The organism is Paludibacterium purpuratum (assembly GCF_004363805.1).
Classification (GTDB): Bacteria; Pseudomonadota; Gammaproteobacteria; order Burkholderiales; family Chromobacteriaceae; genus Paludibacterium; species Paludibacterium purpuratum.
Genome location: NZ_SNZP01000006.1, coordinates 126713 through 150081 on the forward strand (window position 1 = coordinate 126713; position 23369 = coordinate 150081).

Genomic DNA, 23369 nt, shown 5'->3' on the forward strand with positions numbered 1-23369 from the left:
AATTCACCCATGTGTGCCGGCATCGAATACGCAGGTGTACGCCTGTACTTCAAAGACACCCCCACCCTCCCCATCCTGCGCCGCGACGGCGGGGTCGACTGGGTGCAATGGGGCGTCCCTTACGGCAGGGACATGCCCGGCTTGTGGGCTGGCGCCTGCGCTCGGCGCGAGAGCCTGCTGGCCGGCAAATGGCACCGACTGCAGCCCAGGCCGGTCAAGATTCCCTGCAGCGCGTACATGGAACGCGACCCGCACAAGCAGGCCGTCTGGTTTCCCGTGCCGGCCCGACACGCCATTCAAGGCGCCCTGGTGCGGGTCGACCCCGAGATGCTGAGCGTGGCACGCAGCGACCATCGCGCCATCGTCTACGTCGTCACCGAGCCGGCCGAGGGCGAGGTCGCCCTGATCCACGACCGCATGCCAAGGCTGATTTCGCTAGACGACTGAACCCCGACCAACTTTCACACACCGAACAATCATGACACCCGATACCCCTAACCCGCTCTACGTCAAACTGCTCGGCGAGACCGCCCAGATCGACTGGCCGGCACTCGAACGCTTCTTCGCGCAAGGCAAACTGCTCTGGGTGGCCCCCGCCCTGGATCTGGTGCAAGCCGCCGCAGCCATCGCCAACGACGATCAGCCCCAGGTGGCGGCGTGGCTCACATCGGGCGAGGTCGAACGCATGTCGGCAGAAACCGCCGCCGACCTGGCCGCGCGTCAGCCGGCATTGTGGGCCGTGGTGGTCTCGCCGTGGGTGTGCGTGCAGGAACGCATCGGGTAAGGTGCGTCTGGTAGTGTGCGTTCGCGAAGCAACGCACAACCACCATGGCACAAGGCCTGAGCGCTTAGATCAACGCGGCCAGACGGCCATGTTGAGCACGCAAACGCTGGAATGGCCGATCCAAGAGCAGGTACAGCTGATCGGCTGGCAACGGTTGCGTTCCCGCGTCGTGCAAACGACTCAAGACCTGGCGCATATCGTACGTGGCGTCGCCAAGTTCGTCCGTTACGCGGTACAGGGTAGGCAGGGTGTCGGTGAGGCGGTCCAGCGCCGGCAAGACTTCGTCGAGCCCGGTAGCCAGCAACAACTCGGCATTGGAATGGCGCATGCGTGTCAGACGCGCGCACAGCATGGATAGATGGGTGAGATTGAGTTCAGCGTTCATGACAAGCCTCCAGGATATGGCAATCCGCCCGATACAGGGGCGGGGGCTGTCCTACGCTTTGTATCCCAACAGCGCCGAGTCCTTGCGGATACTCGCAGCCCCCATAGAAGACATGTCGCGACCACGGGAAAGCCATGAGCCGAGGCTCATGGCGATTGGGACACAAATTTAGGAGCCGTCAGCGTAGGCGGCACCTGAGGCGACGTCGAGCTTACGCGGTTGCTGTACTCTTTTGGTTTTGTTCATGTTTTTGTCGTAGCGACGAAAATGCGTAAACAGCCATGATGCCGTGGCGGCGAGCGGAAATCTTGATGCCAATCTCGCAAAGCCATCAGCAATGGCATCAGTCCTTCCGAGACATGGCGGCCACCCAGGCCTGCAAGCCGGCCAACCTATCGGCGGTCGCCTTGCAGGCGCCGTAGTTATCGGCGATGACGACCAGCGCCTGGCTGGCGTCGACCCGTTTGCCGATCGCCATCAGCTTAGGGGCGGCTTGCATCAACTGTGCCGGAGGCATCGGGAACGATGCCGTTGGCGGCGGCATCGTGGAGCCGCACCCAGCCAAGATCAAGCATGCAGCTAGCGCTGCTGTCTTTGCGGTCGACATACTGGATCACCTCGTCGTGAAGGGTTCGATAAACGGTTTGCGTGTGCTCAGCCGTGGCCGTGGCGCTGGCATCGATGCGCTGCGTGACCGCGTCTTGCCGCTGGATCTGCGCCAGCCGCGCCTTGTCCTGCAAGTCGGCCTGGCGCGCCGTATCGCGCTCGGCGGCGATGCCGCGCAACGACCAGCCGATCAGCAACACCCCGATCACCACCAGTAGCAGCACGACTTCACGCCAATAACGGCGCAGCAAAGTCATGAGCGCGATCATTGCCCGCTCCCCAACTTCTTGCCGAGCCCCAGCCCGGCCAGCAAGGCCCCTGCCCCAATGCCGTAACCCTGCAGGTCGAAAGCCTTGCCGGTCACGCTGCAGTAGATCTGCAAACCGAGACCGGCCAAGGCGAACACCGCACCCCAACAATACGAGGGCTCCAGCGTCTGGTTATCGTCGCCGGTCACCGCTTCAAGCCATTTGTGCATAACGATTTCCTCCATTCAAAACGCGCTCGGCGGCGCCGAATAGCGCCAGCCGCTCCGCATAGCCATTGAGCCCGCCGTTGATCGCACGCGTGACGCCGCGCAGGTCGCCGGCATCGGCCAGCGCCAAGCAGCCATGGCCGGCGAAATACCAGGCGGCCGACAACGCCGCGTTGGCCGGCAGCTCCAGCCACTCGGGGTGCGCCAGCAGATCCAGCCCCAGCGCTTTGCCGCAGGCGGCATAACCCGCACAGCCGGTGATCTGCAGCAAACCGCGCCCTCGATAGACCCAGCCATCGCCGCTGGCCTCGTCGCCATTGCCCATGCGGCCGGCGTACACCCGGTTGGCGATCTTCTGCGGCGCCCGGGCGTATTGCGCCGCCAGCGCGGCATCGAAATGCGTCGGAAACGTCGCCAACAGGCCGTCGGCCGAGTAGTTCAAGTTCTCGACCAAGGCCGACAACCCGGCCGACTCGACGCCCACCTGAGACAAAAACGCCGCGATGCGACGCGGCGTGTTGATCAGGTATTTAGCGCAAGCGGTCGACAACGACGCCTGCCAGCGCAAGGCCCGCGTCGGCGGACAACCGGTGGCGGTGGAAATCAAGGCGACATCGATCATTGCGGCCCCTTTCCATGCAGCGCGCCCCACAACATCGCCAGGCTCGCCGCCAGGCCGACAATCCACTTCAACACGCGGCCGATGAAATTCAACATGCGGATGGCGCGATGCGCCGAATCCCAGGTGTCGAGAATCTCCTCCAACCGCCGCTTTTGTTCTTCGGTCAGCTCGGTCACCCATCGCCTCCTTTCAGGCATGAAAAAAGCCGCCCGGGGGCGGCTGGTTGATTGGCCCAAAAGGGCTAGGTGTTAGCCGGGTATGGCGGCTTCACCGGTAGCGTGCTCGGAATCGTCTTCGGCTGCGGCTGATTGACGATCGACCGCAACGCTGCACGGTATTCCATGAACGTCACCACGTCGGCGGTAGTCAGCGTGGTCTTGCCGAGCGAGACGGCCTCGATGATGCGCTCGACTGTGACGCTGGTGTCGGCGAGTGCGGCTTTGGCAGCGGCTTGGTAGCTTGTCCACTGGTCAGCGGCGGTCGGCGCCGGGGGCCAGTCACCAGAAACCCTCTCCCAGCCTTGTGCAATGGCAAGGCTGCTCATCAACGCCACTTGCGCAGGGTCGGTGTCGTCGAAGCCGTGAATGGCATCGATCGCATCTTTGTAATATTGCATAGTCATTTTGATTACCTCAGCTCAGCCCACACACTAATCCCGGACACCCCGTTGGACGATAACGAATACCATGCTCCCGGAGGGATCAGCCAAGTGCCGCCAATGGTAGCGGTTGCAAGGGTCGCCCCTTGGAGAAGGAGCGTCCCGTTGATCGTCATTGCGATGCCAACGGCGGATGTAAGCGTCGCAGCCACATTCGCAATAATGGGTCTGCCAGTGGTGTTGTAATAAATGGCACCCGCAACTCGACTCGCCACAACATTCTGCCAGGTCTGCCCAACGCCCAGCCCGATCAGGTTTTCACCAGCAAAGCCACCAACACCGCTACCAACTGTCGGCGCACTGGCCCAAGCCCCTGCCGTTACCTGCGTAACCGTCGTCATGCCGACGATCTTGAATGCCGCATTGGTTAACGCAGCACTGCTGTACACCACACCAGCACTGTTGGCACCGGTACCGATCGCCGTCGTGCTGATAAGCAACGATTCGTCCAGATTGATCGACCCGCTGGTAATATTGACCACACCTAGCGACTCGGTCGCGCCATTCCACAGCGACAACCACACCAGCATGCTCGGATTGCCATTGGTGCTACCCAGCGTCGCGCCGCTCGGCACGGTCAACCACAAACTAGCGGTGTTGGTCGTTTGAGTGGATGGCCCGCCGCTTTGCGCCAAGCTGCGGTAAACCTTCGGGTACGGCGCGAGCACCCCGGTGATGGCATTCGCGTTCACGCTGGCGGTGAAGGGCGAGATCGATCCGGACGAGCCGTTGTTGGTGAACTGCATGACATCCGCGCCGCCGATTTGCAGAGCCCCCATGACGCCGGAGGCGTCACTTCTGATTCCAGTAGTCATCGTTGCCCCTTAATTACCAATAGCAAACCAGAAGTAATAGCCACTAGCAGCGGTATTACTAAATAAAGTCATCTGAGTTTTGGTTGGATTTCCAATATTTGCTCCTCTGGCGGAATTGTCACTACCACTGCAGGAGGACACTCCTGCGACAAAGGCAGTAGGAAATGGCGTAGGGAACGTGATCGTGGTCGAGCTATTCCCCGCTATCAAAGCAGATGTGCAAAACTGCAAAATGAACCCACCCGGCAATTGAATAGCCGTGCCATTTGCGTTGGTGACCACGCCCGACCCCGCCCCGAGCGAGCCTAGGCCGAGCTGCCCGAGTGAGTTAATCATGGCAACGGGTACTGACGGCGTACCCGGCGCCCCCATGTAAAGGCTGGCCGTGCCATTATTGGCACTAGCGTCAAGCACCAGATTATTCGCGGCGGTACCGCTGGCGCCGACCTGGATTTGAGAACCGAGGACTTTGCTCATTTATGCGACCCTCGCGATGGTGAACTGACAGCATTGGGTAAATGTGCCGCTTACGGCCCCATTGTTATGGGCACGGATCACTGCCCCTACCGGTAGCCAGCCAGTCCATCCACAACTCATTGGCGTGTTGGTGGAGTAAACCGTATTTGCCGCTAACATATTTGCGGCATTGAGCAGGTAAATCGGCGTCGTCAACTGACTGGAGTTCAGTGAAAGTCCCATGTTTGCATTCGTGCCACTGAATTGATCCGTATAACTAATTGAATAAACCCCTGCCGTGTTGATCGAGAAAGACGCCCCATTAACCGTGCTGTCGATATAAGAAATATCTGTCCCTTGGTTTACCTGCATGTTCGAGAACCGCCTGATCATGACGTTGGTCGAGCCATAGCCGTTCGCTGTATTTAACTGCACCATGCTTTGCGGCGTGGTCACATTCGGGGTACTGCCAAACGTCGCCGTCCCCGACACGTTCAATTGCGGCGTGCTCACGCCGCTACCGGTCACAATCGTCGCCATTTAGTTCACCACCCATACGGAGCCGGACGGGATCGTCACCGTCACGCCATTGTTGATCGAAATCGGCCCGGCGCTTTGTGCGTTGCTATTGGCCGGGATGCTGTAGTTGGTCGTGACCACCTGACCGTTCAATTCGAAAATCTGGTCGTTGCCGCCGCCGGTTGCGCCGCCGCCGATGTTGCCCCAGTTCATCGCGTTCGGATAAAAGCCTTCGAACTGATTGGTATCGGTATTGAAACGAACCGCCGGTCCGGCCGGCGCCGACGTGCGCTGCGCGCTATTGCCGGCGGGAAGCTGTGCGGAACCGGTCGGCGCGTCACGAGAGACAGCGTTCGGCAACGTGGCAAAGAAAGGCGCAGCGGGATAGATAGCGATATTCGCCGCCGTGATCTGCGTCTGGCCATAAGCCACCGTCACCACATAGGCACCGGCAAAACCACTATCCGGCGCCGGCGTGGTCTGCGTGCCGGTACTGGCCGCCGTGCCGGCCTTGGCCTGCACCAGCGCCACGCCTTTGCGCACGGTGTTTTGCGCCTGGCTGTTGTTGCCCTGCCCGGCGAACTGCTGCGCCGGGTTGGCGCTGTTGTAGTACGGCAGCATGGTGGCGTTGCTGTCGCTGTCCTGATAGCCGATCTGGATCAGGTAGTTGGCCGACTGACCGCTGACGGTCGGCGCGGCCAGCGTCAGCGCGCTGGCGTCGAGTGCCATGCCCTGCTTGACGATTTGGTGCGCGGTGTCGGCGCCAAGGGTGGAGAAAGCAGTCGAGTCGACGTTCTGCAAGCTATAGATCTCGCCCGGCGCCACGTTGACTTGCAGCGAAGCCGGACTGGTCGGCGCGACGGCGAAGCCGTTGATCAAAGTGTTGGAACCCAACACCGCGGCAGACAGCTTGGACAGGCCGAGCATGGCGTCCTTGCTCATCTGCAGCAGCGTGGTTTCAGGCAGGATCTGCCCGGGATAGACGATTTGACGGTCCATGGAAACCTCAAATAAAAAAGCCGCCCGTGGGCGGCTGGATGATCAATTCTGGCAGCGTTTAATTGCTGGTCGGTACCGGCTGAATGGTATTGCCCGCTTTGACCCATGCGGCCACGTCGGCGCGGGTGGCGAGGCACGATTCCATCGAGCCGTCAGGATAGGTACGTATGACCACAGCTTTCGTCGTGTCGGTGTACTGCCATGCGGTTGGTGTGCCTTGCATCATAGTTGGGCCCCCGTGAAAACGATTTTGCCGGATACGCTGTTGAAGTAAGTGTAGGACGACATTCCAGTGGAGGAATTTAATCCACCTCCGGTAAATGTAATCAATGCAGCATCGACACCTGCGAATGAAAAGCCAGCGACTGCAGGAGATACAGCCGCTGACTGGGTAAAGGTAAAGTGAGACGGAGAGGATATAACGGCTCCCGTAACGGGTATACGCGTCTGCACTTTAAAAATACACGCCATGTTGACCGTGTTTGTCAGCGTGTACAGCACAGACGGCAACGTAGATGTCGCGTTACTAGCGGCCAGACATGGCAAATACCGCTGACACCGCGCCAGTTCCGCTTCCGGCGTCGGCCGCTCGAATGCCGTGCAGAACGGCCCGACTTCAAGTTGTACGCCAGTTACTTTGAACGTTGCCCCGGCCATCTGCGCGATCTGGGTCGTGCCGCTGGCGCCAACGATATTACCGTTTGACCAAGCACCCGGCGTCGCGACGGTGGCACTGCCTTGGCCCAAACCGAAAATCACTTGTAAGCCCCCACCCGTACCCGTCAATATCCAACTACCCGTTGTATCGCCGGGAATATTGGGGATTTGGATCAGCGTATCCGCGCCAGCTACCGGAATGTTGAATGCAACAGGATAGGAACGGGTTCCCATCGGGTTACGCAGACAGACGGAATACAACCCAGCCACCGAGGCGTTGACGACAAACTGCAGGCTAACCGGCTTCGCGTTCGACGTGCCCCAGGCAAGCGCAGTTAAATTTTGTGACTCGATATCCTGTGTCAGGTTGATGTTGTCTGACGCAACCAGGGTGACGGCCGATGCCACGGTGAACTGAGCATAGGCGTCAAAGCCCATGGAGGTCGGACCGGCCACTTGCTGGAAGTTAATCTTGCCCGCCTGTGTTGCGCCAAATTGCCACTGATCGAGAACAAATGTGCCGCTAGCCGGCGTTTGGCTAGCATTCCCATACTGCTGCGCCACGCGCATCGCACCATTCACCAACAAGTTACGGAACGACAGCGGCTCGGAGGTGAACTGCCCAAGCTGCATAGCCTGCTGACTCTGCGTCGCAGGCGCCACCTGCTCCGCCCCGCCGGTACAGAACAGCAGGATGTACCCGCCCGTGCTGCCGATCGAGCTATTCCACTGCGCCCAGCAGTCGCCGTTGGCGATGATTTCCCCGCCCTGCAGCGCCGCGTGTGCGCCGCCAACCAGCTGTGCGGCACCCAGTCCGTCGTTGAGCGTGGCCGGGCCGGTGTTGGCGTTTTTAGCCTTGAAGCGCAGCACCTGGCCTTCGGCGCGCGCTGTCAACGCGGGCGACAGGTTCACGGCGTAGGCATTGGCGCTGCCGCTATCGAGGCCGAACGACAAGCCTTCGGTCTGGATGGCTTGCAGAAGGCCGCAAGGTAGCAACGGCGCCCCGGCAAAAGGCGCGATGTTGGCCGCGGTGATCTGGCTCTGCCCATAGTTCAGCGTCACCACATAGGCACCGACGAAGCCGGCGTCGGGTGCCGGGGTGCTTTGGCTGCCGCTGGCGGCGGCGATGCCGGCCTTGGCCTGCACCAGCGCCAGGTCTTTGCGCGCGGTGTATTGCGGCAGGTTGTTGTTGCCCTGGCCGGACAGCGGCTGTTGCGGGTTGGCGATGTTGAAGTACGGCAGCACCGCGGCGTTGACGTCTTGTTCCTGAAAGCCGATCTGAATCAAATAGTTGACCGACTGGCCGTAGGCGGTGGGCGCGGTGAGCGTCAGCGAGACGGCGTCGAGCGCCAGGCCCTGCTTCATCACGCTGTGCGCGCTGTCGGCGCCAAGGCTGCCGAAGGCGTTGTTGTCGAGGTTCTGCCAGCTGTAGATTTCGCCCGGCGCGACCACCACCTGCAGCGAGGCGGGGTTGCTCGGCGCGGTGGCGAAGCCGTTGATCAGGGTGTTGCCGCCGAACAGCGCGGAAGACAGTTTGGCCAGGCCGAGCATGGCGTCCTTGCTCATTTGCAGCAAGGTGGTGTCGGGCAGGATCTGGCCCGGATAGATAAGTTGGCGGTCCATGTTGTTCCCAGAAAAAAGGGCCCGCGGGCCCGTTGATTGACGGCTAATTGGCGATGCTGAGCCAGACCACGCTGCCGGCCGGTTTGACGGCCTCCACCGCGGCGAACAGATCGGCGTCCGACACCGGCGGGGTCAGTTGCACTGGGCCTGCGACGGCGCTGGTGCCATTCATGCCGAACGACCAGCTGGCGACGCCGGGCCAGCCGGCCGGGCCACTATAGGGCGGCCGGTAGGCGGTGACGAAGGCCTGGTACGGCAGGCTGACCGAGCCGACGCGGCCGGTGGCGCCGAGCGCGAAGCCGATGCCTAAGCCGCCGACGTCGGCCGGCCGTGCCGGTTCGACCACCACCGGCGCGCGGCCGGTGAGGTCGAGCAGCACCTTGGCCACGGCGGCATGGGTGGCGCGCTCGCGGAACAGATTCGCCTGCAGGCGGTTGCGGTAGCTGTCGTCGCTTTGGTTGGCGTAGCGCGGCAGACTATTACCGAAGAAGTCGAGCCCGATCATGTCGAGCCAACCGCCGCTGGCGCTACGGATGCGCGTCTGGTCGCGGGCGAAGCGGTACAGGGTGTGGCACCAGGCCAGCATCTGGGCGCAGCCGGTCAACACGGCGTCGAGCACCGGGTTGGCGTCGCCGAACCAGCCCGGCGGCAACAGGCCGCGCAAGCGCTGCATCATGTCTTGTTGATCGCCTGTCATTTAATTCACCGTGATCGTGCCAGGCCGGATGACCTGTTTTTGGTTGGCCGCCAAGTCCGCCGAGGCGCCGTTAAGCAGCACGCCGCTGACGTTGGTCACCAGGGGGCTCGCGCCATAGGCCAGCGCCACCAGCTGGGTGTACGGCAGCAGTTGGCCCAGCTTGAGTCCGGCGATGTATTTCTGCAGCGCGGCCGAGACTTGCTGCACCACGTCGTTGTGGTTGCCGCTCGGGTCGGTGGTCAGCGCCAATGCGACGTTGGCGCCGACCACTTGCGGCGGGAAGACCGCAAAGCGGCTGGTGAACGGCCGCACCGCGTCGATGGCGCTGGCCGCCGCCGACAGGAACGATGCTGGCGGGTTGCCGCTGCCGTCGTCGACCACGGCATAGAAAAAGCCGTACAGCGTGTTGCCGTTGTAGTCCTGGTTCTCGGTCAGGGTGTAGGTCACGCCCTGCTGCATGCTGGCCAGCGCGTAGCCGATGGCCGACTTGGTGGCCTTGGACAACGAGGACACCCATTGCACGAAACGGGCGCGGAAGGCGGCGTCGGTTTCCGGATCCTGACCGTTGGCGAAGGCGGCGGCGTTGCTCACCGTATCGACGCCGGCGATGCTGCCGACGATCACACCGACGGTGCCGGCCAGCGCATTGCCGGCGGCGCCGGCGGTCGAGGCCAGCACCGGCACGGTCAGCGCGGCGGTGCCGGCCGGCAGCAGATAGCCGCGGAGCGTGGCGTTGAAGGCCGGGTTATTGCTGTCGGCGATCACGTTGTACTGCTGCGAGCCGTCCATGGTGGCGACGATAGCCCCCAATGGAATCAGTGCGGCGTTACCCGGCGTGAAGCGGGCGAAGGCGACCTGGCCCGAGGCCTGTACCGCCGACAGGCGGGTGAAGCCGAAGTCGGCCATCCAACTGTCCAGATCGGCGCCGGAACAGGTGGCGGCGCGGGTGGTCGCCAGCAGATTGAGAATCAGCTGCTGCAGCCATTGCGCCACGCTGGCGTTGGATTGGGTGATCGCCAGCATCAACGAGCCGACGGTAAAGTCGACCAGCGCGGCGGCGCGGCCCTGGATGGCCGTGACCTGGTCGCTCACCAGGGTGGAGAAGTCTTTCAGGTTCAGCGTTGCCATGGTTTAACTCACATCGAAAGAAAGGGTGGTGGGCTCGCCGCTCGGCGCATCGGTGTAGCGGATGTCGACCGCCAGCGTGTCGCGTTCGGCGTGCAATTCGACTGTCGGCGGCGGATTGGCGGCCACGCAGGGCTCCAGGGCGAGCTGGCCGCGGATGGTGGCGGCTACCCGCGCCAGATTGCTGGCGGCGCCGACTTCGCGTCCGAGGCCGGCGCCGTAGTCCGGCTCGAACAGATAGTCGCCCGGGTTGGTCAAGAGCCGGCGCAGCAGACGCTGCTTGCCGCGTTCGATGCCGCTGGCCAGCGCCAGGTCGCCGGTGGGCGAGGTGGTCAGGTCGCCGCCGATGTAATGGTAGAGATCGCTCATGCTCAGTTCGGGCCGCTGGTATTGCCGCCCGCTCCATTTTCGTGGTGGGTATGGTTCGCACCGCTCTTGCCGGCTGCGACGACGTCGCCGTCGGCGCTGATCTTGCCGCTCGAATGCATGTCGCCGGACACCTGCATGGCGGCGCCCGAGCCGCCGGAGACGGCCATGCCGCCCTGCCCGACGATTTGCTGCGTCACTTGCAGGGTGTTGTCCATCTGCACCGGCCCGACGAAGTGGTGCTGGCTCGCCCGGTAAGTGGCGCCGGCGGCGGCGGTCAATTCGACCGAGCCGTCGTTGTGGAACTTGAGCAGCGAGCCCGACTGGTGCATGAGCCAGAATTCGCCGGATGGCACGGCCGGCGGCGGATGGCCGTCGTTGAACAGCCGCGCCAGCACCACGCCGCCGTTCATGTCGCCGTGCTCGAAGCCGACCATCACTTCGTCGCCGATCTGCGGCCCGGCGACGATGCCCCAGCCCTGCCCGACCGCCGGCGCGGCAAGCCGGATCCAGCCGGTTTCGAATCCTTCCGGCTGGATGCTCACTTTGACGGCGTGGTTGGCCGGGTCGTAGCTGGTCAGGGTGCCGAGGCGCTCGAAGGCGCCCTGGGTCGCCGCATGGGCCGACAGCGCCTGGATCAGTTCTCTCATGTCGTCTCCTTGTTGGCGGGGTTGCGGTTCGTTGCGCTCAGCGTCATGACGTAGCCGTTGTCGACACTGAGCGAGCGTTTGACGTGCTCGACGTAATACAACTGGTCGAAGCCGGCGCCGGTGCCCTGCACCCGCACCATGCAACCGGGTGTGAGCAGGTTGTCGCCGGGCAGGCTGCATTGCATGCTGACTTCGCGCACGGCGATTTGCTCGTACAGCGTCTTGGCCAGCGCCTTGGCGCGCTGCACATCGAGACTGCTGCGCACCACCTTGTACAGCTGGGCATCGGACGCCGCGTCGGGCGGCCAGGACGCCTCGACGCCCTTGCCGTTGAGCCAGCTCTGCACATGTACTTTCACACCGCGCGCCAGCGTCATGTCCCGTTCGAACAGCAGGTCGTCGCCGACGTTGCCTTGCGGGTAGGCGAGCGCCTCGTCGGGCGGACGATAGCGGATCACGTACTGATCGGCTTTTGCGGGATCCGGCGCCGGCTCGTAGTGCAGTTCCTCGCCGAGGACGTAGACGCGAAAGCCGTCCATGCCGGCGAAATAGGTCAGCAGATCCCATTCGCAGCTGTCGCTGGAGACATGGTTTTGGTCGTGCTTGTAGATGCCGCCGACCTGGGTTTTGGTGGCCGTCACCACCGGCTTGAGGCCGCGCCGCTGGGCCAGCAGTGTCGCCACGTCGCTGGTGGTGCGGTTGGCGAATTTCTCGCTGGTTTTGTTATCGAGAAAACGCGCGGTCAAATCGCGTCCACTGATTTCGATGTCGAAGCGTGCCGGCTGGTAACGCCAATGGTCGATCTGGCCGACCAGCATGGATTGCCAGGCGACCCCGGACGGGCCTTCCACGCCGATATCGATGGAAACGCCGATCTGCTGCTGCTTCGCCCACCAATCGGTCAGGCCCATGTCTTTGGGTAGGCAGGAAAGCGGCAGCACGGCGCTGAAGGTATCGGCGCTAAAACCGCCACTGGCCTCGATGTCGAGCGAGGCGAACGGCACCGCCTTCCCATTGAGACGTAAACGCCCGGCGACTGCCCGGGCGTTTGCGGTCTGTTGCGGGTCGTTGAGTATCATGCCTGCTCCCTCGGGATGCGCATCTGCTGAATGCCGACGATCTGCGGGTCGTCGCGCCCGTTGGCGGTGGCGATGCCCGGCCACTTCGCCTGGTCGCCGTAAGCATCGGCGGCCAACCGTTGCAGGCTGGTGTTGCCGGTGGTGATGGTTTGCACGCCGTTGGCTATCGGGCCGGCCGCCAGGTTCTTTTGCAGCCGGCCGAGCACGCTTTGCAGTTGGTGCACGACGGGCTGACGCGCGGCATCGTTCATCTGCGCGATCACCCGATCGACCGCCGAGGCCACCGGATTACCCGGCAACAGGCCGCCCAAGGTGGCATAGCGTTCCAGCGGCTGCGCCTCTTGCGCCAACTTGCCCAAGGCGTGCTGCGCCGACTCGACCTTCTGCAACAGTTGCTGTGCCTGATCGATGGCTTTACCGGCCTGGGCCTTGACGGTATCGACGGTTTGGCGGACATCGTTGACGATGCCGGTCACCGTCGGATCGTTCAGTACCTGGCTCAGGCCGAGCGCCGAGGCGATGTCGTTATCGATCAGGTCGTCGGGCGAGGCAGCGGCGGGCGCGTTGCTCGGCAACGGCGCCGGGCCAATCACCAAGAGATCGATGCCGTAGCCCAGCCGGTAGGCATGCTCGAAGCGTGTGGTCACGCCGGCGATCAACACGGTCAACGCATAGTGGTCGAGGTTGAACAGCAAGGGCTTGCCTGCGTCGCGCAAGGCTTCCAGGCGCTTGGCGCGCGTCTGGGCCGAAGCGCCGACCAGCCAGCCCGACCAGGTCAGGTTGTCGTATTCGACCCCCAGCACATCGACGATGCGGCCACCGCCCACCAATTTGTGCACCGCCGTTTGCTGTTGGGCGCCGACGGTGATGGCCTCGGGCACTTCCAGCCCCTGGAACTCGAAATCGCCCAGCGTGAGCCGGGTCAGGTTGCTCGGCCCATCGGCCGTCATTAGATCTAACAATCGCATGGATCAACCTCCTCCATAGCCGTAGTTGGCCGCCCCGGGCCGCCGCGTCGCCCGCGTCGGATCGGCCTGTCGACCGCCGCTCGCCGGCCGGTTGGCCGCTTTGGCTTGGGCGGCGGTGACGGTGGCCGCCAGCACGGTTTTGCCCTCGTGTGTGATGTAGAGATTGGCCGGCCCGGACTGGGCGGCGCGACCGCGCGGCGGTACCGGCGGCACCATCGGCGCGGGCGGCATCTTGGGCGCCGTCGGTACGGCGGTAGCGGCCTTCTTGCCGCTCGTGTCGTCGCCGCCCCCGCCGAAGAAGCTGACCATCTTCTTCAGCTTCTCCCAGGCCGCCTGGATGGCATCGCCCACCCCGCCGAGCGAATTGCGGAAGTACCACAGCGCGCCGACCACCAGGGCGATCACCAAGGTAATCCCCAAGACCACCGGGTTGGCCATCAACGTCATGCCCAAGGTCGACAAGGTTTCGCCGAACAGGGCGACCAACTTGACGCCGAAGTTGAGCGCGCTGCCGATCGGACCGCTGATCAAGCCGCCGATGGTCTTGAAGGCGTTGCCGGCCTGACCGAGCGCGCTGACGCCGCGCCCGATGGCCGGGCCGATGCCGCTGTCGATGATCCCGCGCATCTGCGTCAATCCCGAGCCCAGCGCCTGGAACTTGGCGGGCAAGCCGCTGGCGGTGAAGACCTTCGATAAGGCGCCGAAGGTCTGCGACAGCGCCGACAGCATGGCCGGATCCTTGCTGATGTTGACGGCCGCCTTGGTGATGCCGTCCATCAACGGCCCCAGGTTGGCCGGTAGCGGTTTGCCGGTCAGCTTGGGGATGGCCTGTACCAGTTGGTTGACCTTCACCAAGGTGGCGACCGGCCCTTCGAGCTTGTCGCCGCCCTTGCCCTTACCTTTGCCCTTGGCGCCGGTCTTGGCGAGATAGAAATCGGCCACGCTCTTGGCCACGGCAAAGGGGTCGAAGCCTGCGCCGCCGGCGGAGCGGTCCGAAGTACCGCTTTGTGCGCGTCGCCGTGAACGCGCGCCGCTCCGCCCGGCTGTCGAGGAATCCGCTTTGCCGCCAGCCAGTTGATCGACCAAAGGCTTGGCCGATTTGTAAATTTCTCCCGCCTGCTTGGCGGCGGCGATGAAATCGAAACCGTCTTTCTTGTCGCCCGATTTGCCGCCCGCCAGTTGGTCGACCAAAGGCTTGGCCGATTTGTAGACTTCGCCGGCTTGCTTGGCGGCGGCCAAGAAATCGAAGCCGCCCTTCTTGCCGCCCGATTTGCCGCCGGACAACTGGTCGATCAGCGGCTTGGCCGATTTGTAGACTTCGCCCGCTTGTTTGGCGGCGGCCATGAAATCGAAACCGCCGCCCGGGCCCGCGCCACCGTCCTTGCCGCCCGCGGCGGCCTTGCCCTTGCCCCCGGTTTTCGCCCGCGCCAAGGCCTTGCCAAAGCCGCTGTCCATGGCTTCGCCGCCGCCCTGGTACAGCTGATAGAGCTTCATGCCGCCCGAGGCGATCTGGTTGATCTGCTGCGTGATCTGGTTGATTTTTTCCAGCCGGGCGGCAAAGGAGTCCGACGCCTTGTCGGCTTCCTTGACCTGCTGAATGACAGCGGCCAGTCCCACCTTGATGCCGTTGTCGAGCGACAGGGCGAGCGCAACGGAAAGAGTTGTCTCGTTAGCCATATGTCTTTGCCCCCGCTCAGTTGAAGTCGGCCAGGGTCGACTGGCTGATAGCCTGCAATAAATCGCCGGTGCTGGCGGTCAGCGCCGGCTCGTAGGTCGCGTCCGACGGCTCGGTCAAAAAGCCGCCGTAGCGTTGATCCAATAAAGCGATGCCGCGCGACACCGCTTCCTCCATGTGCTGCTCCTGGCCGTCCATGACGGCGCTCAGGTGCGCGGCCAAGGCGCCGAAACTATCCATTGGCATGTGCTTGCTCCTTGAATTTCATCGCACTCCAGTCCCATTCGTTGCCTTCGATCTCGCTGAAGACAATCGACATCGCCACGCGCTCATGCGCGGCCAGACGCTCGCACTCGAAGACCCGATCGAAAGGAACCCCGTTTTTCAGCAGCCAACAGCGGCCGCGAAAATCGGGGTTCTGCGTCAGTTTTTTGCGGCGGCCAACTCGGCATCGCTACGCGCCTGTTCCAGCCGCGCCAACAGGTGATCGTTGACGGCGACCATGCCCTCGGTGCCGAGCTGTTTGAGCATGTCCTCGATCTGGGCGATGCTGGCCGGGAAGCCGAAGAAATCGTCGTCGATGTGCGCCACCATGGCCGCCGGCAAGGCGAAGCCGTTCATGTACACCGCGTTGGTGGACAGCTCGCTGCCGACCGCCATGACCAACCGCGCTTGTTGCAGCGGATCGAGTTCGCGTAGTTGGATGACGCGGCCCAGGCTGTCGGTGACACGCTGAAATTGCGGTTGGCGGGTTTGGCGGGTGTCGGTGTTGATATCGGATTGTTCGCGCAAGGTAACGGTATTCATCTCGTGGTCCTCTCGTCTCGAGTCGTCGGGAAAGGCGCGGCGGCGGGGTGACGATTTCCCGCGCCCTGCCGGGCTGCCGCGCAAAAAGAAAATGCCGGCCCACTCGGGCCGGCATCGGTGCCGTTCAAATCAATCGATCGTTACACCATCAGACGGCGGCGGGCGGTAAAGGTCACCGACTGACGGATGGTCTTGTCGCCCTCTTTCTTGCCCGCGCCTTCCAGCTTCAGGATCACGTTGGTGTAACGGAAGGTCGAAGTGCTGCCGTCGACTTCCTGGATGGTCTCGGTGATGGTGGCCGGCGGCTGCGCCACACCGTTGTAATAGTCGGACTCGAACTGCGCCCACCATTTGTCCAGGGTGGCGTCGGTACGCTCGACCTCGAAAGTACCGCTCCAGCCCTTGGGCACCAACAGCTCGTCGGTTTGGCCGTTGAGCGGGGTGATTTCGGTACTGGTCGTTTTCGGCTTGGAATCGAAGGACATGATCTTGCTGATACGCATCGGACCGTTCGGGGTATTGATGTCCAGCGACACGTCCTTGCCGGTGTTGAATCCACCTAGCATTACTCTCTCCTCGGAAATAAAAAATGCCCCGCCATGGCGGGGCTAAAGTGGGTTCGCTCAGCTGCGCGGGTTGTTGGCCACGGTAATGCTGACCGACTGACCGCCTTCCAGATTGATGAGGAAGTAGCGCACCACGGACAAGTACTTCACCTGCACGTCGGCCTGCATATAACCCAGCGCCACGCGGCTGTCCGGGTTGTTCTGCTTGTCGATCTGCACCGAGAAGGCCGGCCCGCCGTTCGGGTCGCCGATCATGTTCTGGTCGACCAGGTTCTGCAGGAAGCTTTCGATGGTCGACTTCACCTGGCGGCGCAGGTCGGCGGTATGCAATTGGCCGACCACCCAACCGAACGACGCGGCCAGCGTCAAGCTGAGGTAGTTGGTCATACGGGTGTAGTTGTCGCCGTTCTGCGCCGGGTTGCTGGCGCAGTTGAGGCCGCTGCGGTGGCCGAAGTAGCTGCCGCCCGGACACGGATTGGTGATCACATCCAGCCGCGCGGTATTGATGGCGCCGATCTCGCCGTTACTGTACGGCTGTTGCGCCAGGCTACGCTGCGTGCCGGTGGCGTTCGACAAGGACTTGTTCAACACCGACAAGTGCGGCGCCAGACCGGCAACACGCGCGGCCGAGAAGGTCGCCGGCGCCAGCATGCGGTTTTGGCCGTTGACGGTGTCGAACCAGTACACCCAGTCCCCTACCAGCACTTTGAGGCCGTAACCGTCCACGCCGGCAGTGTTGAGACTGCCGGATACCGTGGCGTAAGACGCGCCGGCTGGGCCCTGGGTGACCACGTAGGCGCCCTCGCCCTGACCATAGCTCAGCATAGCCGGCCACTGCGTCGAATCGGTCAGATCGACCAGGTTGACCACTTGGGCGTTGGCACCGCGCAAGGCGTACATGCCCTTACGCGCCGGAGCGGTCACGCCATCGGCCCCCACCAGCATGGCATCGGTCACGCCGGCCGCACCATCGCTGCCGCCGGTAAAGGTCACGCTTTGCGTGCCGCCGGTCAGTTGCGGCGCCAAGCTCGACGCGCCCACGGTCGCCACCACCAGTTGCGACGGGCCGCGAATACCGCTGATGCCGTTATTGACGGCATTGACCAGGCTCTGCCACAACGCCGCGCCGCTGCCGACCAGGTTGTCGAAAATTTCGGGCTGCACGCCGGGCATGGTGACAATCAGCTTGAAGCTGTTGGCCGCCGTGCCGGCAGTCAGCGCCGCCGACAGCGTGTTACCGAGCGAGCCGGTATACATGGCGGTCAGGGTGGCACCGGTCGCCGGCGTGGCGGCCGAGTCCTTCAGCGTGGTGGTGGCCGCGGCGTCGGTGCCGTCGGTCACGCGCACCGCACGGAGATTGGATGCGCCAAGCTGGATCGATACCGCGATGGCGGTGGCCAGGTCGTACTTGCGCACTTGCTGTACCCCCACCTTCAAGGCGGCGTCCGCCGGCGAGCCGATCAGCATCGGGCTGTTGACCGCGCCCCAGGAGGCTACGCCGACGATGCCGAGAATATCGGTCGGCACGCCGTTGATGTAGCGGGTCTTGGGCGGAACTTGCTGTACATAGAGATCGGGCGCGGACAGCGCGGCGGTGTTCAAACTGCCTGCCGGATAAATAGGCATGGCTTCCTCCAGAAAAAAGCCGCCAAAACGTGGCGGCGGTCGGTTGCGATCAATTCAGGACTTTGAGTACCTGGCCGGCGTTTTCTCCGGCCAGGATGGCGTCGACCTGTTGCGGGTCGTCGATCTTGTCGCCGATCCGATAGTCGGCGAAGGCGTGTTTGACGATGAGCGCGATCGGCGCTGGTTGATTTTCCATGGGAGTCCTCAGTTGTTACGGGTAAACAAGGGTTGCCCGGAGAGGGCGTTACTGCCGTTGAGTTGCACGGCGACGACTTGCGTTGCGCCAGCCGTGATGGTGGTGGCGTAATCGATGTTGTATGCCAGGTCGCGGCGGTACTGATTGGCCACCGCCGGCGGCTCGGATTGGATGGTGTAGGCGTACTGCAAGATGCCGGCCGAACCATCGGGGAAAGCGATGTTGCCGATGCCGGCAAACGCGGTGTCGAGCGCCTTGGCGATCTGGTCGCGCAAGGCGGTGCTCGGCGCCCACACCGAGAGCATGAAGCGCTTCTCCTGCCGGCGAAGTTCGCTCACCACCTTACCGGCGGCGCCGACGCGCACCAGCGGATTGGCACGCGGTGGCAAGGTCACCGTCGCCCCGCTGCAGCTGGCGCCCGGAATCATGGCGGCCAGGGCAACGGCAATGCTCGCCAGCGTGTCGGCCGGCTGCACCGCATAGACATAGTCGATGCCGGCGAGCTGGATCAGCACGTTGTGCGGACCCGCACTGCCGCCCAGGGTGACGACATTGCCTTGCAAAGCGGCGGTCAGCGTCGGTGCGGGCGCTTGCTGCACGCTCCAGGCTTGGCCCAGGAAACGGCTGGATGGCCGCTCGCGCGGTAAGGAACACACCGAAACGTGCGCGACGCCCGCCGGCAGGTCGTTGGCCAGGTCGGCCGACGACGGCCAGCCGCTATAGATTTTGATGTTGGCGCCGGTCAGGCTCGGCTGGCCGCTGCCATTCGGGTACAGCACTGTGCTCGCCTGGGTGACCAGGAACGACAGCACATCCGACAAATCTGCCATGGGAATCTCCTTTACGGGGTAACGCTGCGCCGGCGAGCCAGCGCACTAACAGTGCGCGATCCAGCACCAGCGCGACGCCGGTATCGGCATAGCGCAGTGCGATGTCGTGCCGCGCCAGCGCCTCGACCACCGCCGCGCGGCCAGAGGGCAAGCGCAGGCGCTGGCCAAGCCGCACCGGCAGGGCCTCCAGCCGGGGAACGCCAAATTGGTAATGCATGACGGTTCTCGCTTCGCCCCGCGGCGGCGCGCCGGGCATAAAAAAAGCCCCGCGAAAACGCGGGGCCGTAGGGGAAATAAAAAAACCCGGCACGGTGGCCGGGTTTGTTCTGGACGCAAAAAACCAGCCATCCGGCTGGTTTTTTACTCGCCACTGAGGCGGAATCAAATTGTGAGTCTATTATACATGATCTTCGGCGATTGTCAAGACATTTTCGTCGAAATTCGTTTTTTAGCACGATTCCATACCGCCATGGTCAATCGCGCCACTTGCGCGTCGTAATCGGCGATCGCCAAGCCCAGCTGGCGGCACACCACCCGCGGGTGACTATCGCGATAGTGGCCATCCTGGCCGCGGAAGCCGCGATAATGCGCCAGCAGCAGCGCCTGCTCCTTGCTATTGCAGCCGTCGGTGATGCGTTGCCGCCCGCCGCCCAGCGAAACCTTCATTGCGCCATAGGTGATGGCCGCCTCGACCGCCAGCGCCAGCCGTTCGTCGAGCGGCGCCGAGCTCGCACCGGCAGACCGGCAGGCCAGGCAAGGCTCAAGTGCTTCATAGCATTGCTCGCAGCGCTGGCTGCGAAAGCGCCCTTCCACGCCTTGCGCACGACCGCGCGTCGCACCTAGGCGCTGCCAGCGCCCCCACATTTCCAAAGCCTCCACCGCATCGACGCCCGCCATCCGAACCACCGAGAGATCCGCCAGATTCATCATGCCCCTTTCCGATTTCGTGCAATATGTGGACGATGCTGCAGTTAGCACTACCAAAAAAGGCAAACTATGGTTTAATGATAACTGCACAGCAAGTTATAAACGTTATACATATCTTAGCTGTAGTTAAGTTTTTATGCAAATACTTTCTTGTGGTTAACTTTATGCAGACGCTTTCCGAACGCATCCTTTGGCGACTCGAACAAACCGGCAAAAAGAAGGCAGGGCTCGCCCGCTATGCCGGCATCGCCGCGCCATCCGTCACCAAGTGGATCAATGGCGAAACCAAGCGACTGGAAGGCTCGAACCTGCTCAAGGCGGCCGAGTACTTGGAGTGCGATCCGGCCTGGCTTTCCACCGGCGAGGGCGACTGGCAGGTCAAGGCCTTGCTGCGGCCGATCCAGCTATGGGAACAGGAAGAGGAGTTGTCGGAAGACCAATATGTGTTCATTCCCTCACTGGAAGTGAAGCTGTCAGCCGGTGCCGGCACCGCCATCTGGCACCTGGACGAAGCCGGACAACGCCAGGCTTACACGCGCAAATGGGCATCGCGGGTCGGCATCGACCCGACCTGCGCCGCCACCATGGTGGTCAGCGGCAGCAGCATGGAGCCGCGCTATCAGGACGGCGATAGCATCGTGGTCGATTACTGCCAACGCGATACCATCATCGACGGCAAGGTGTACGCCATCGCGCTCAATGCGGAAGTGTTCATCAAACGCCTGTTCAAAGAAGTGGATGGCTCGATCCGCATCGTCAGCGACAACACGGACAAAATCCGTTACCCGGATAAGATCGTCTCGCCGCAGTTCATGGATCGCCTGCAGATCATCGGCCGCGTGGTCGCACTGGCCGGCAGCGCGACCTAGCCTTCGACTTCGAACCTCATAAACCCAAGACACAGCGGCCGCCCGGCAAATATCATGGGAAAAGCCGAAAGCTTTTATCCCAAGATTTGCCGGGCGGCCGCCCTTCCCCTTCTTCGCGTCATGAGTGGCTTCCAAGACCGTTTCCGCATCGAAAAAGCAAAGCTTCGACTCTCCGCGAAAGATATCGCCCGACAAGTCGGCGTCTGCCAGCAGACCGTATACGACTGGCTAGCCGCGCGACAACACCCACGGATGCACCATCTGAGCTCGCTGGCTGCCCTGCTCAACGTATCGGCCGACTACCTGCTGTACGGCACGCACGATTCGCAGCGCCAGCAATTGCTGCAGGACCTATCCGCCACCCTCCCCCAGCTCTCGACCTATCAAATCACCATCCTGCTGCACGCCGCGCTGGAATTTCGCCGCCGCGAGCGGCAAAACCCATGAAAGCTAGGTAAGCGCAACGATAGCGAACCCACCCTCTTCGGCCTAGGCTTGACGTCCTCCGGCTGGCGCCCCGGCCACCGGATAGCGATCATGTGTAGAGAGAAAACAAACAATGAACAGTAGACAAGCGCACTCGCCAGCCTCCGTCGGTCAGGAATTGGAAATCGTACTGATGAATTTGAGCGTCATGGAAAGACGCCTCGCCCATACGGTGGAAAGCATGCGCTTGGATTTGATCGTGCTACGCGAACGGATCAGGCGGGAGTCGGACAATAAAAAACCCGGTGCGATCGCGACCGGGTAATTCGCTACATTCACGAAATGGCATCACGCGCAGGAAAACAAAGGGCAAGAAAAACATCAGTCAAACAGTATCCGAAATCCACCCCTTTGATTTCCTGCCCGCCGGGCCAACAACCGCCCCTTCTCTTCGAAGCAACGAAGCGTCATGCGGCTTTGTGAGTTTGCACATAGTCCTTCAGGATGTCATTGATGCGCGACTGCCAGCCTTCGCCGGTGGCGCGGAAGGCGTCGAGCACGTCGGCATCCAGCCTGATACTAATGCTCTCCTTGGTCTTGTCTGCCTTGGGACGCCCTCTAGAAGGTTTCATCTTGGCGAAGTCGGCCGAACTAGCCTCGAAGGTATCCGGGTCAGCAGCAATGCCAGCATTGATGGCCGCATCTTCTGCATCATCCGGGACAATAAGAACCCGCCCGGAGCGGGTTTTAACTGTGTTCGGCATAGTAAGCCACCTCTCTTTTGTTTGCCTTGCGAAGGCTGATAACACGCCGGGAATCGCCCCTGTCCGTGTAGACCGCACAATACAGCCGGTCGGACATGATCACGAACGACACCATGCGCACTTCGCCGTATTCCTTGCGACCGTCCTCCGAGCTGAGTGCCGTATCCCATTCCAGGCCTTCGGCTTCGGACAGCGACACGCCATGTTTGCTGCGTCCTTGGCGGCGTCGTAGGTGATCTTCATGCAATTATTGTATATACGACAATTATTGCAATCAAGCTATTTTTGTATATACATAAAATACCGACAAACGGAGTGAGCGATCATCTAGAGGAAAACCGCATGAGTCACACGAATCTCACACGCGGCAAAATGAGGGCGCAAAAAAAGCCCTGTGGCGACAGGGCTTAAATGCTTGTACGTAAGGCTTTGAATTGGTCGGAGTGAAAGGATTCGAACCTTCGACCCCTTGCACCCCATGCAAGTGCGCTACCAGACTGCGCCACACTCCGACTCAAGAAGGACGCATTATAGAGGGGGACTCAGCTTTTGCCAATCCCCGCACCTAAAAAATCGAGTATGGACTGCAGCTCGGCGCGCACGTCCTGGGCTGTGAGCGGCGCCTGGACTTCGCCATCCTGCCCCAGGCGCTGGCGAGCGCCCTGAATGGTAAAGCCGTCGTCGTACAAAAGCTCGCGAATGCGCCGCACCAGCAGCACTTCGTGATGCTGGTAATAACGACGGTTACCCCGGCGCTTGACCTGGCGCAGTTGCGAAAACTCCTGCTCCCAGTAGCGCAGCACATGGGTTTTGACGCCGGCCAATTCGCTGACCTCACCGATGGTGAAGTAGCGCTTGGCCGGGATCGGCGGTAGTTCAGCCTTGCTTGTCAGCATGGTGCTTCTCAACCATTCCCTTGAGTTTCTGGCTTGCATGGAACGTTACCACACGACGGGCGGTAATAGGAATTTCCTCCCCCGTCTTGGGGTTACGGCCAGGACGCTGCGGCTTGTCGCGCAACTGGAAATTACCGAAGCCGGACAGTTTGACACAGTCCCCGGACTCGAGCGCAATGCGGATCTCTTCGAAAAACGCCTCGACCATGTCCTTAGCCTCACGCTTATTCAAGCCCACCTTGTCGAACAGCAGGTCGGCCAGCTCGGCTTTGGTTAAAGTCATGACTACCCCTCATAAACAAC

Annotated in this window: 37 protein-coding genes and 1 tRNA gene; 5 read left to right on the forward strand and 33 right to left on the reverse strand. The window is 62.3% G+C overall.

The annotated features are described in order from the left end of the window. The first annotated feature begins 9 nt into the window (after positions 1-9). On the forward strand, positions 10-447 hold the full coding sequence (locus tag DFP86_RS08795; RefSeq protein ID WP_133680246.1) for a hypothetical protein: 438 nt from the start codon (positions 10-12) through the stop codon (positions 445-447). Positions 448-478: 31 nt separating this feature from the next. After that, positions 479-784 carry a DUF2288 domain-containing protein gene (locus tag DFP86_RS08800; protein ID WP_133680248.1) on the forward strand — a complete coding sequence of 102 codons (306 nt, stop codon included), beginning with the start codon at positions 479-481 and terminating at the stop codon, positions 782-784. A 64-nt stretch (positions 785-848) separates the two neighbouring features. On the opposite strand, the gene DFP86_RS08805 is transcribed toward DFP86_RS08800, so the two are convergent. The 28 genes from DFP86_RS08805 to DFP86_RS08920 form a co-directional block, all read right to left on the reverse strand. Next, complete coding sequence (locus DFP86_RS08805) at positions 849-1169, reverse strand: hypothetical protein (protein WP_133680250.1); 321 nt, start codon at positions 1167-1169, stop codon at positions 849-851. Positions 1170-1512: 343 nt separating this feature from the next. Next, a complete protein-coding gene (locus DFP86_RS19295; protein ID WP_166642205.1) occupies positions 1513-1668 on the reverse strand; it encodes a hypothetical protein in 156 nt (51 codons plus the stop codon). Next, a complete protein-coding gene (locus tag DFP86_RS08810; RefSeq protein WP_133680252.1) occupies positions 1652-2044 on the reverse strand; it encodes a hypothetical protein in 393 nt (130 codons plus the stop codon). The genes DFP86_RS19295 and DFP86_RS08810 overlap by 17 nt, the downstream gene beginning before the upstream one ends. Beyond that, positions 2041-2253, reverse strand: coding sequence for a hypothetical protein (locus tag DFP86_RS08815; protein WP_208108275.1), 213 nt, complete (start codon positions 2251-2253; stop codon positions 2041-2043). The genes DFP86_RS08810 and DFP86_RS08815 overlap by 4 nt, the downstream gene beginning before the upstream one ends. Then, entirely contained in the window at positions 2237-2872 is a 636-nt protein-coding gene (locus DFP86_RS08820) for a glycoside hydrolase family 19 protein (RefSeq protein ID WP_133680256.1), read from the reverse strand. The genes DFP86_RS08815 and DFP86_RS08820 overlap by 17 nt, the downstream gene beginning before the upstream one ends. Next, positions 2869-3048 (reverse strand): hypothetical protein, encoded by a 180-nt coding sequence (locus tag DFP86_RS08825; protein ID WP_133680259.1) that lies wholly within the window; start codon positions 3046-3048, stop codon positions 2869-2871. Before DFP86_RS08825 ends, DFP86_RS08820 begins: the two co-directional genes overlap by 4 nt. A 65-nt stretch (positions 3049-3113) precedes the next feature. Continuing rightward, positions 3114-3494 carry a hypothetical protein gene (locus DFP86_RS08830; RefSeq protein WP_133680261.1) on the reverse strand — a complete coding sequence of 127 codons (381 nt, stop codon included), beginning with the start codon at positions 3492-3494 and terminating at the stop codon, positions 3114-3116. A 5-nt stretch (positions 3495-3499) separates the two neighbouring features. After that, entirely contained in the window at positions 3500-4345 is an 846-nt protein-coding gene (locus DFP86_RS08835; protein ID WP_133680263.1) for a hypothetical protein, read from the reverse strand. Between the two features lie 9 nt (positions 4346-4354). Beyond that, positions 4355-4822, reverse strand: a complete 468-nt coding sequence (locus DFP86_RS08840; RefSeq protein ID WP_133680265.1) for a gp53-like domain-containing protein — start codon at positions 4820-4822, stop codon at positions 4355-4357. After that, entirely contained in the window at positions 4823-5341 is a 519-nt protein-coding gene (locus DFP86_RS08845; protein ID WP_133680267.1) for a hypothetical protein, read from the reverse strand. It lies immediately after the preceding gene. Continuing rightward, positions 5342-6319, reverse strand: a complete 978-nt coding sequence (locus DFP86_RS08850; RefSeq protein WP_133680269.1) for a hypothetical protein — start codon at positions 6317-6319, stop codon at positions 5342-5344. A gap of 58 nt (positions 6320-6377) precedes the next feature. Then, complete coding sequence (locus tag DFP86_RS19300; protein WP_166642206.1) at positions 6378-6545, reverse strand: hypothetical protein; 168 nt, start codon at positions 6543-6545, stop codon at positions 6378-6380. Next, positions 6542-8599 (reverse strand): hypothetical protein, encoded by a 2058-nt coding sequence (locus DFP86_RS08855; RefSeq protein ID WP_133680271.1) that lies wholly within the window; start codon positions 8597-8599, stop codon positions 6542-6544. Before DFP86_RS08855 ends, DFP86_RS19300 begins: the two co-directional genes overlap by 4 nt. A gap of 43 nt (positions 8600-8642) precedes the next feature. Continuing rightward, positions 8643-9296 carry a hypothetical protein gene (locus DFP86_RS08860; RefSeq protein WP_133680273.1) on the reverse strand — a complete coding sequence of 218 codons (654 nt, stop codon included), beginning with the start codon at positions 9294-9296 and terminating at the stop codon, positions 8643-8645. Then, on the reverse strand, positions 9297-10424 hold the full coding sequence (locus tag DFP86_RS08865) for a baseplate J/gp47 family protein (protein ID WP_133680275.1): 1128 nt from the start codon (positions 10422-10424) through the stop codon (positions 9297-9299). Positions 10425-10427: 3 nt separating this feature from the next. Next, on the reverse strand, positions 10428-10790 hold the full coding sequence (locus DFP86_RS08870) for a phage tail protein (RefSeq protein WP_133680277.1): 363 nt from the start codon (positions 10788-10790) through the stop codon (positions 10428-10430). A gap of 2 nt (positions 10791-10792) precedes the next feature. Next, entirely contained in the window at positions 10793-11437 is a 645-nt protein-coding gene (locus tag DFP86_RS08875) for a phage baseplate assembly protein V (RefSeq protein ID WP_133680279.1), read from the reverse strand. Continuing rightward, entirely contained in the window at positions 11434-12516 is a 1083-nt protein-coding gene (locus DFP86_RS08880) for a rhs element Vgr protein (RefSeq protein WP_133680281.1), read from the reverse strand. Before DFP86_RS08880 ends, DFP86_RS08875 begins: the two co-directional genes overlap by 4 nt. Continuing rightward, on the reverse strand, positions 12513-13484 hold the full coding sequence (locus DFP86_RS08885) for a hypothetical protein (RefSeq protein ID WP_133680283.1): 972 nt from the start codon (positions 13482-13484) through the stop codon (positions 12513-12515). The genes DFP86_RS08880 and DFP86_RS08885 overlap by 4 nt, the downstream gene beginning before the upstream one ends. Before the next feature lie 3 nt (positions 13485-13487). Continuing rightward, positions 13488-15161, reverse strand: coding sequence for a hypothetical protein (locus tag DFP86_RS08890; protein WP_133680285.1), 1674 nt, complete (start codon positions 15159-15161; stop codon positions 13488-13490). A 16-nt stretch (positions 15162-15177) separates the two neighbouring features. Then, a complete protein-coding gene (locus DFP86_RS08895; RefSeq protein ID WP_133680287.1) occupies positions 15178-15405 on the reverse strand; it encodes a hypothetical protein in 228 nt (75 codons plus the stop codon). 177 nt (positions 15406-15582) lie between these two features. Beyond that, a complete protein-coding gene (locus tag DFP86_RS08900) occupies positions 15583-15966 on the reverse strand; it encodes a hypothetical protein (RefSeq protein ID WP_133680289.1) in 384 nt (127 codons plus the stop codon). Between the two features lie 140 nt (positions 15967-16106). Beyond that, the gene (locus tag DFP86_RS08905; protein WP_133680291.1) at positions 16107-16532 is read right to left on the reverse strand and encodes a hypothetical protein; all 426 of its coding nucleotides are present in this window, start codon (positions 16530-16532) and stop codon (positions 16107-16109) included. Between the two features lie 57 nt (positions 16533-16589). Next, a complete protein-coding gene (locus DFP86_RS08910) occupies positions 16590-18158 on the reverse strand; it encodes a phage tail protein (RefSeq protein WP_133680293.1) in 1569 nt (522 codons plus the stop codon). Positions 18159-18207: 49 nt separating this feature from the next. Next, complete coding sequence (locus tag DFP86_RS19305; protein ID WP_166642208.1) at positions 18208-18354, reverse strand: hypothetical protein; 147 nt, start codon at positions 18352-18354, stop codon at positions 18208-18210. An 8-nt stretch (positions 18355-18362) separates the two neighbouring features. Next, positions 18363-19184, reverse strand: a complete 822-nt coding sequence (locus tag DFP86_RS08915) for a hypothetical protein (RefSeq protein WP_133680295.1) — start codon at positions 19182-19184, stop codon at positions 18363-18365. Beyond that, positions 19072-19401, reverse strand: coding sequence for a hypothetical protein (locus DFP86_RS19310; RefSeq protein ID WP_166642209.1), 330 nt, complete (start codon positions 19399-19401; stop codon positions 19072-19074). The genes DFP86_RS08915 and DFP86_RS19310 overlap by 113 nt, the downstream gene beginning before the upstream one ends. 203 nt (positions 19402-19604) lie before the next feature. Further along, positions 19605-20114, reverse strand: a complete 510-nt coding sequence (locus tag DFP86_RS08920; protein WP_133680297.1) for a hypothetical protein — start codon at positions 20112-20114, stop codon at positions 19605-19607. Positions 20115-20275: 161 nt separating this feature from the next. Between DFP86_RS08920 and DFP86_RS08925 the strand changes: the two genes are divergently transcribed. From DFP86_RS08925 to DFP86_RS08935, 3 genes are all read left to right on the forward strand, one after another. Continuing rightward, the gene (locus DFP86_RS08925; protein WP_133680299.1) at positions 20276-20980 is read left to right on the forward strand and encodes a S24 family peptidase; all 705 of its coding nucleotides are present in this window, start codon (positions 20276-20278) and stop codon (positions 20978-20980) included. 120 nt (positions 20981-21100) lie between these two features. Next, positions 21101-21427, forward strand: coding sequence for a helix-turn-helix domain-containing protein (locus DFP86_RS08930; protein WP_208108276.1), 327 nt, complete (start codon positions 21101-21103; stop codon positions 21425-21427). Between the two features lie 112 nt (positions 21428-21539). Further along, the gene (locus DFP86_RS08935; RefSeq protein ID WP_133680303.1) at positions 21540-21731 is read left to right on the forward strand and encodes a hypothetical protein; all 192 of its coding nucleotides are present in this window, start codon (positions 21540-21542) and stop codon (positions 21729-21731) included. 142 nt (positions 21732-21873) lie between these two features. On the opposite strand, the gene DFP86_RS08940 is transcribed toward DFP86_RS08935, so the two are convergent. From DFP86_RS08940 to DFP86_RS08960, 5 genes are all read right to left on the reverse strand, one after another. Beyond that, positions 21874-22170, reverse strand: coding sequence for a BrnA antitoxin family protein (locus tag DFP86_RS08940; protein WP_133680305.1), 297 nt, complete (start codon positions 22168-22170; stop codon positions 21874-21876). After that, complete coding sequence (locus DFP86_RS08945; RefSeq protein WP_133680307.1) at positions 22154-22417, reverse strand: BrnT family toxin; 264 nt, start codon at positions 22415-22417, stop codon at positions 22154-22156. The genes DFP86_RS08940 and DFP86_RS08945 overlap by 17 nt, the downstream gene beginning before the upstream one ends. A gap of 188 nt (positions 22418-22605) precedes the next feature. Further along, positions 22606-22682 (reverse strand) — tRNA-Pro (locus DFP86_RS08950). A 30-nt stretch (positions 22683-22712) separates the two neighbouring features. Further along, a complete protein-coding gene (locus DFP86_RS08955) occupies positions 22713-23066 on the reverse strand; it encodes a MerR family transcriptional regulator (protein ID WP_133680310.1) in 354 nt (117 codons plus the stop codon). Further along, positions 23047-23349, reverse strand: coding sequence for an integration host factor subunit alpha (locus DFP86_RS08960; protein WP_133680312.1), 303 nt, complete (start codon positions 23347-23349; stop codon positions 23047-23049). Before DFP86_RS08960 ends, DFP86_RS08955 begins: the two co-directional genes overlap by 20 nt. Positions 23350-23369 lie beyond the last annotated feature (20 nt).

What these genes read in the sequence shown, in the direction of transcription:
- DFP86_RS08795 (WP_133680246.1), top strand. Translation starts at nt 10, where the DNA reads ATGTGTGCCGGCATCGAATACGCAGGTGTACGCCTGTACTTCAAAGAC.
- DFP86_RS08800 (WP_133680248.1), top strand. Translation starts at nt 479, where the DNA reads ATGACACCCGATACCCCTAACCCGCTCTACGTCAAACTGCTCGGCGAG.
- DFP86_RS08805 (WP_133680250.1), bottom strand. Translation starts at nt 1,169, where the DNA reads ATGAACGCTGAACTCAATCTCACCCATCTATCCATGCTGTGCGCGCGT.
- DFP86_RS19295 (WP_166642205.1), bottom strand. Translation starts at nt 1,668, where the DNA reads ATGCAAGCCGCCCCTAAGCTGATGGCGATCGGCAAACGGGTCGACGCC.
- DFP86_RS08810 (WP_133680252.1), bottom strand. Translation starts at nt 2,044, where the DNA reads ATGATCGCGCTCATGACTTTGCTGCGCCGTTATTGGCGTGAAGTCGTG.
- DFP86_RS08815 (WP_208108275.1), bottom strand. Translation starts at nt 2,253, where the DNA reads ATGCACAAATGGCTTGAAGCGGTGACCGGCGACGATAACCAGACGCTG.
- DFP86_RS08820 (WP_133680256.1), bottom strand. Translation starts at nt 2,872, where the DNA reads ATGATCGATGTCGCCTTGATTTCCACCGCCACCGGTTGTCCGCCGACG.
- DFP86_RS08830 (WP_133680261.1), bottom strand. Translation starts at nt 3,494, where the DNA reads ATGACTATGCAATATTACAAAGATGCGATCGATGCCATTCACGGCTTC.
- DFP86_RS08835 (WP_133680263.1), bottom strand. Translation starts at nt 4,345, where the DNA reads ATGACTACTGGAATCAGAAGTGACGCCTCCGGCGTCATGGGGGCTCTG.
- DFP86_RS08840 (WP_133680265.1), bottom strand. Translation starts at nt 4,822, where the DNA reads ATGAGCAAAGTCCTCGGTTCTCAAATCCAGGTCGGCGCCAGCGGTACC.
- DFP86_RS08845 (WP_133680267.1), bottom strand. Translation starts at nt 5,341, where the DNA reads ATGGCGACGATTGTGACCGGTAGCGGCGTGAGCACGCCGCAATTGAAC.
- DFP86_RS08850 (WP_133680269.1), bottom strand. Translation starts at nt 6,319, where the DNA reads ATGGACCGTCAAATCGTCTATCCCGGGCAGATCCTGCCTGAAACCACG.
- DFP86_RS19300 (WP_166642206.1), bottom strand. Translation starts at nt 6,545, where the DNA reads ATGATGCAAGGCACACCAACCGCATGGCAGTACACCGACACGACGAAA.
- DFP86_RS08855 (WP_133680271.1), bottom strand. Translation starts at nt 8,599, where the DNA reads ATGGACCGCCAACTTATCTATCCGGGCCAGATCCTGCCCGACACCACC.
- DFP86_RS08860 (WP_133680273.1), bottom strand. Translation starts at nt 9,296, where the DNA reads ATGACAGGCGATCAACAAGACATGATGCAGCGCTTGCGCGGCCTGTTG.
- DFP86_RS08865 (WP_133680275.1), bottom strand. Translation starts at nt 10,424, where the DNA reads ATGGCAACGCTGAACCTGAAAGACTTCTCCACCCTGGTGAGCGACCAG.
- DFP86_RS08870 (WP_133680277.1), bottom strand. Translation starts at nt 10,790, where the DNA reads ATGAGCGATCTCTACCATTACATCGGCGGCGACCTGACCACCTCGCCC.
- DFP86_RS08875 (WP_133680279.1), bottom strand. Translation starts at nt 11,437, where the DNA reads ATGAGAGAACTGATCCAGGCGCTGTCGGCCCATGCGGCGACCCAGGGC.
- DFP86_RS08880 (WP_133680281.1), bottom strand. Translation starts at nt 12,516, where the DNA reads ATGATACTCAACGACCCGCAACAGACCGCAAACGCCCGGGCAGTCGCC.
- DFP86_RS08885 (WP_133680283.1), bottom strand. Translation starts at nt 13,484, where the DNA reads ATGCGATTGTTAGATCTAATGACGGCCGATGGGCCGAGCAACCTGACC.
- DFP86_RS08890 (WP_133680285.1), bottom strand. Translation starts at nt 15,161, where the DNA reads ATGGCTAACGAGACAACTCTTTCCGTTGCGCTCGCCCTGTCGCTCGAC.
- DFP86_RS08895 (WP_133680287.1), bottom strand. Translation starts at nt 15,405, where the DNA reads ATGCCAATGGATAGTTTCGGCGCCTTGGCCGCGCACCTGAGCGCCGTC.
- DFP86_RS08900 (WP_133680289.1), bottom strand. Translation starts at nt 15,966, where the DNA reads ATGAATACCGTTACCTTGCGCGAACAATCCGATATCAACACCGACACC.
- DFP86_RS08905 (WP_133680291.1), bottom strand. Translation starts at nt 16,532, where the DNA reads ATGCTAGGTGGATTCAACACCGGCAAGGACGTGTCGCTGGACATCAAT.
- DFP86_RS08910 (WP_133680293.1), bottom strand. Translation starts at nt 18,158, where the DNA reads ATGCCTATTTATCCGGCAGGCAGTTTGAACACCGCCGCGCTGTCCGCG.
- DFP86_RS19305 (WP_166642208.1), bottom strand. Translation starts at nt 18,354, where the DNA reads ATGGAAAATCAACCAGCGCCGATCGCGCTCATCGTCAAACACGCCTTC.
- DFP86_RS08915 (WP_133680295.1), bottom strand. Translation starts at nt 19,184, where the DNA reads ATGGCAGATTTGTCGGATGTGCTGTCGTTCCTGGTCACCCAGGCGAGC.
- DFP86_RS19310 (WP_166642209.1), bottom strand. Translation starts at nt 19,401, where the DNA reads ATGCATTACCAATTTGGCGTTCCCCGGCTGGAGGCCCTGCCGGTGCGG.
- DFP86_RS08920 (WP_133680297.1), bottom strand. Translation starts at nt 20,114, where the DNA reads ATGATGAATCTGGCGGATCTCTCGGTGGTTCGGATGGCGGGCGTCGAT.
- DFP86_RS08925 (WP_133680299.1), top strand. Translation starts at nt 20,276, where the DNA reads ATGCAGACGCTTTCCGAACGCATCCTTTGGCGACTCGAACAAACCGGC.
- DFP86_RS08930 (WP_208108276.1), top strand. Translation starts at nt 21,101, where the DNA reads ATGAGTGGCTTCCAAGACCGTTTCCGCATCGAAAAAGCAAAGCTTCGA.
- DFP86_RS08935 (WP_133680303.1), top strand. Translation starts at nt 21,540, where the DNA reads ATGAACAGTAGACAAGCGCACTCGCCAGCCTCCGTCGGTCAGGAATTG.
- DFP86_RS08940 (WP_133680305.1), bottom strand. Translation starts at nt 22,170, where the DNA reads ATGCCGAACACAGTTAAAACCCGCTCCGGGCGGGTTCTTATTGTCCCG.
- DFP86_RS08955 (WP_133680310.1), bottom strand. Translation starts at nt 23,066, where the DNA reads ATGCTGACAAGCAAGGCTGAACTACCGCCGATCCCGGCCAAGCGCTAC.
- DFP86_RS08960 (WP_133680312.1), bottom strand. Translation starts at nt 23,349, where the DNA reads ATGACTTTAACCAAAGCCGAGCTGGCCGACCTGCTGTTCGACAAGGTG.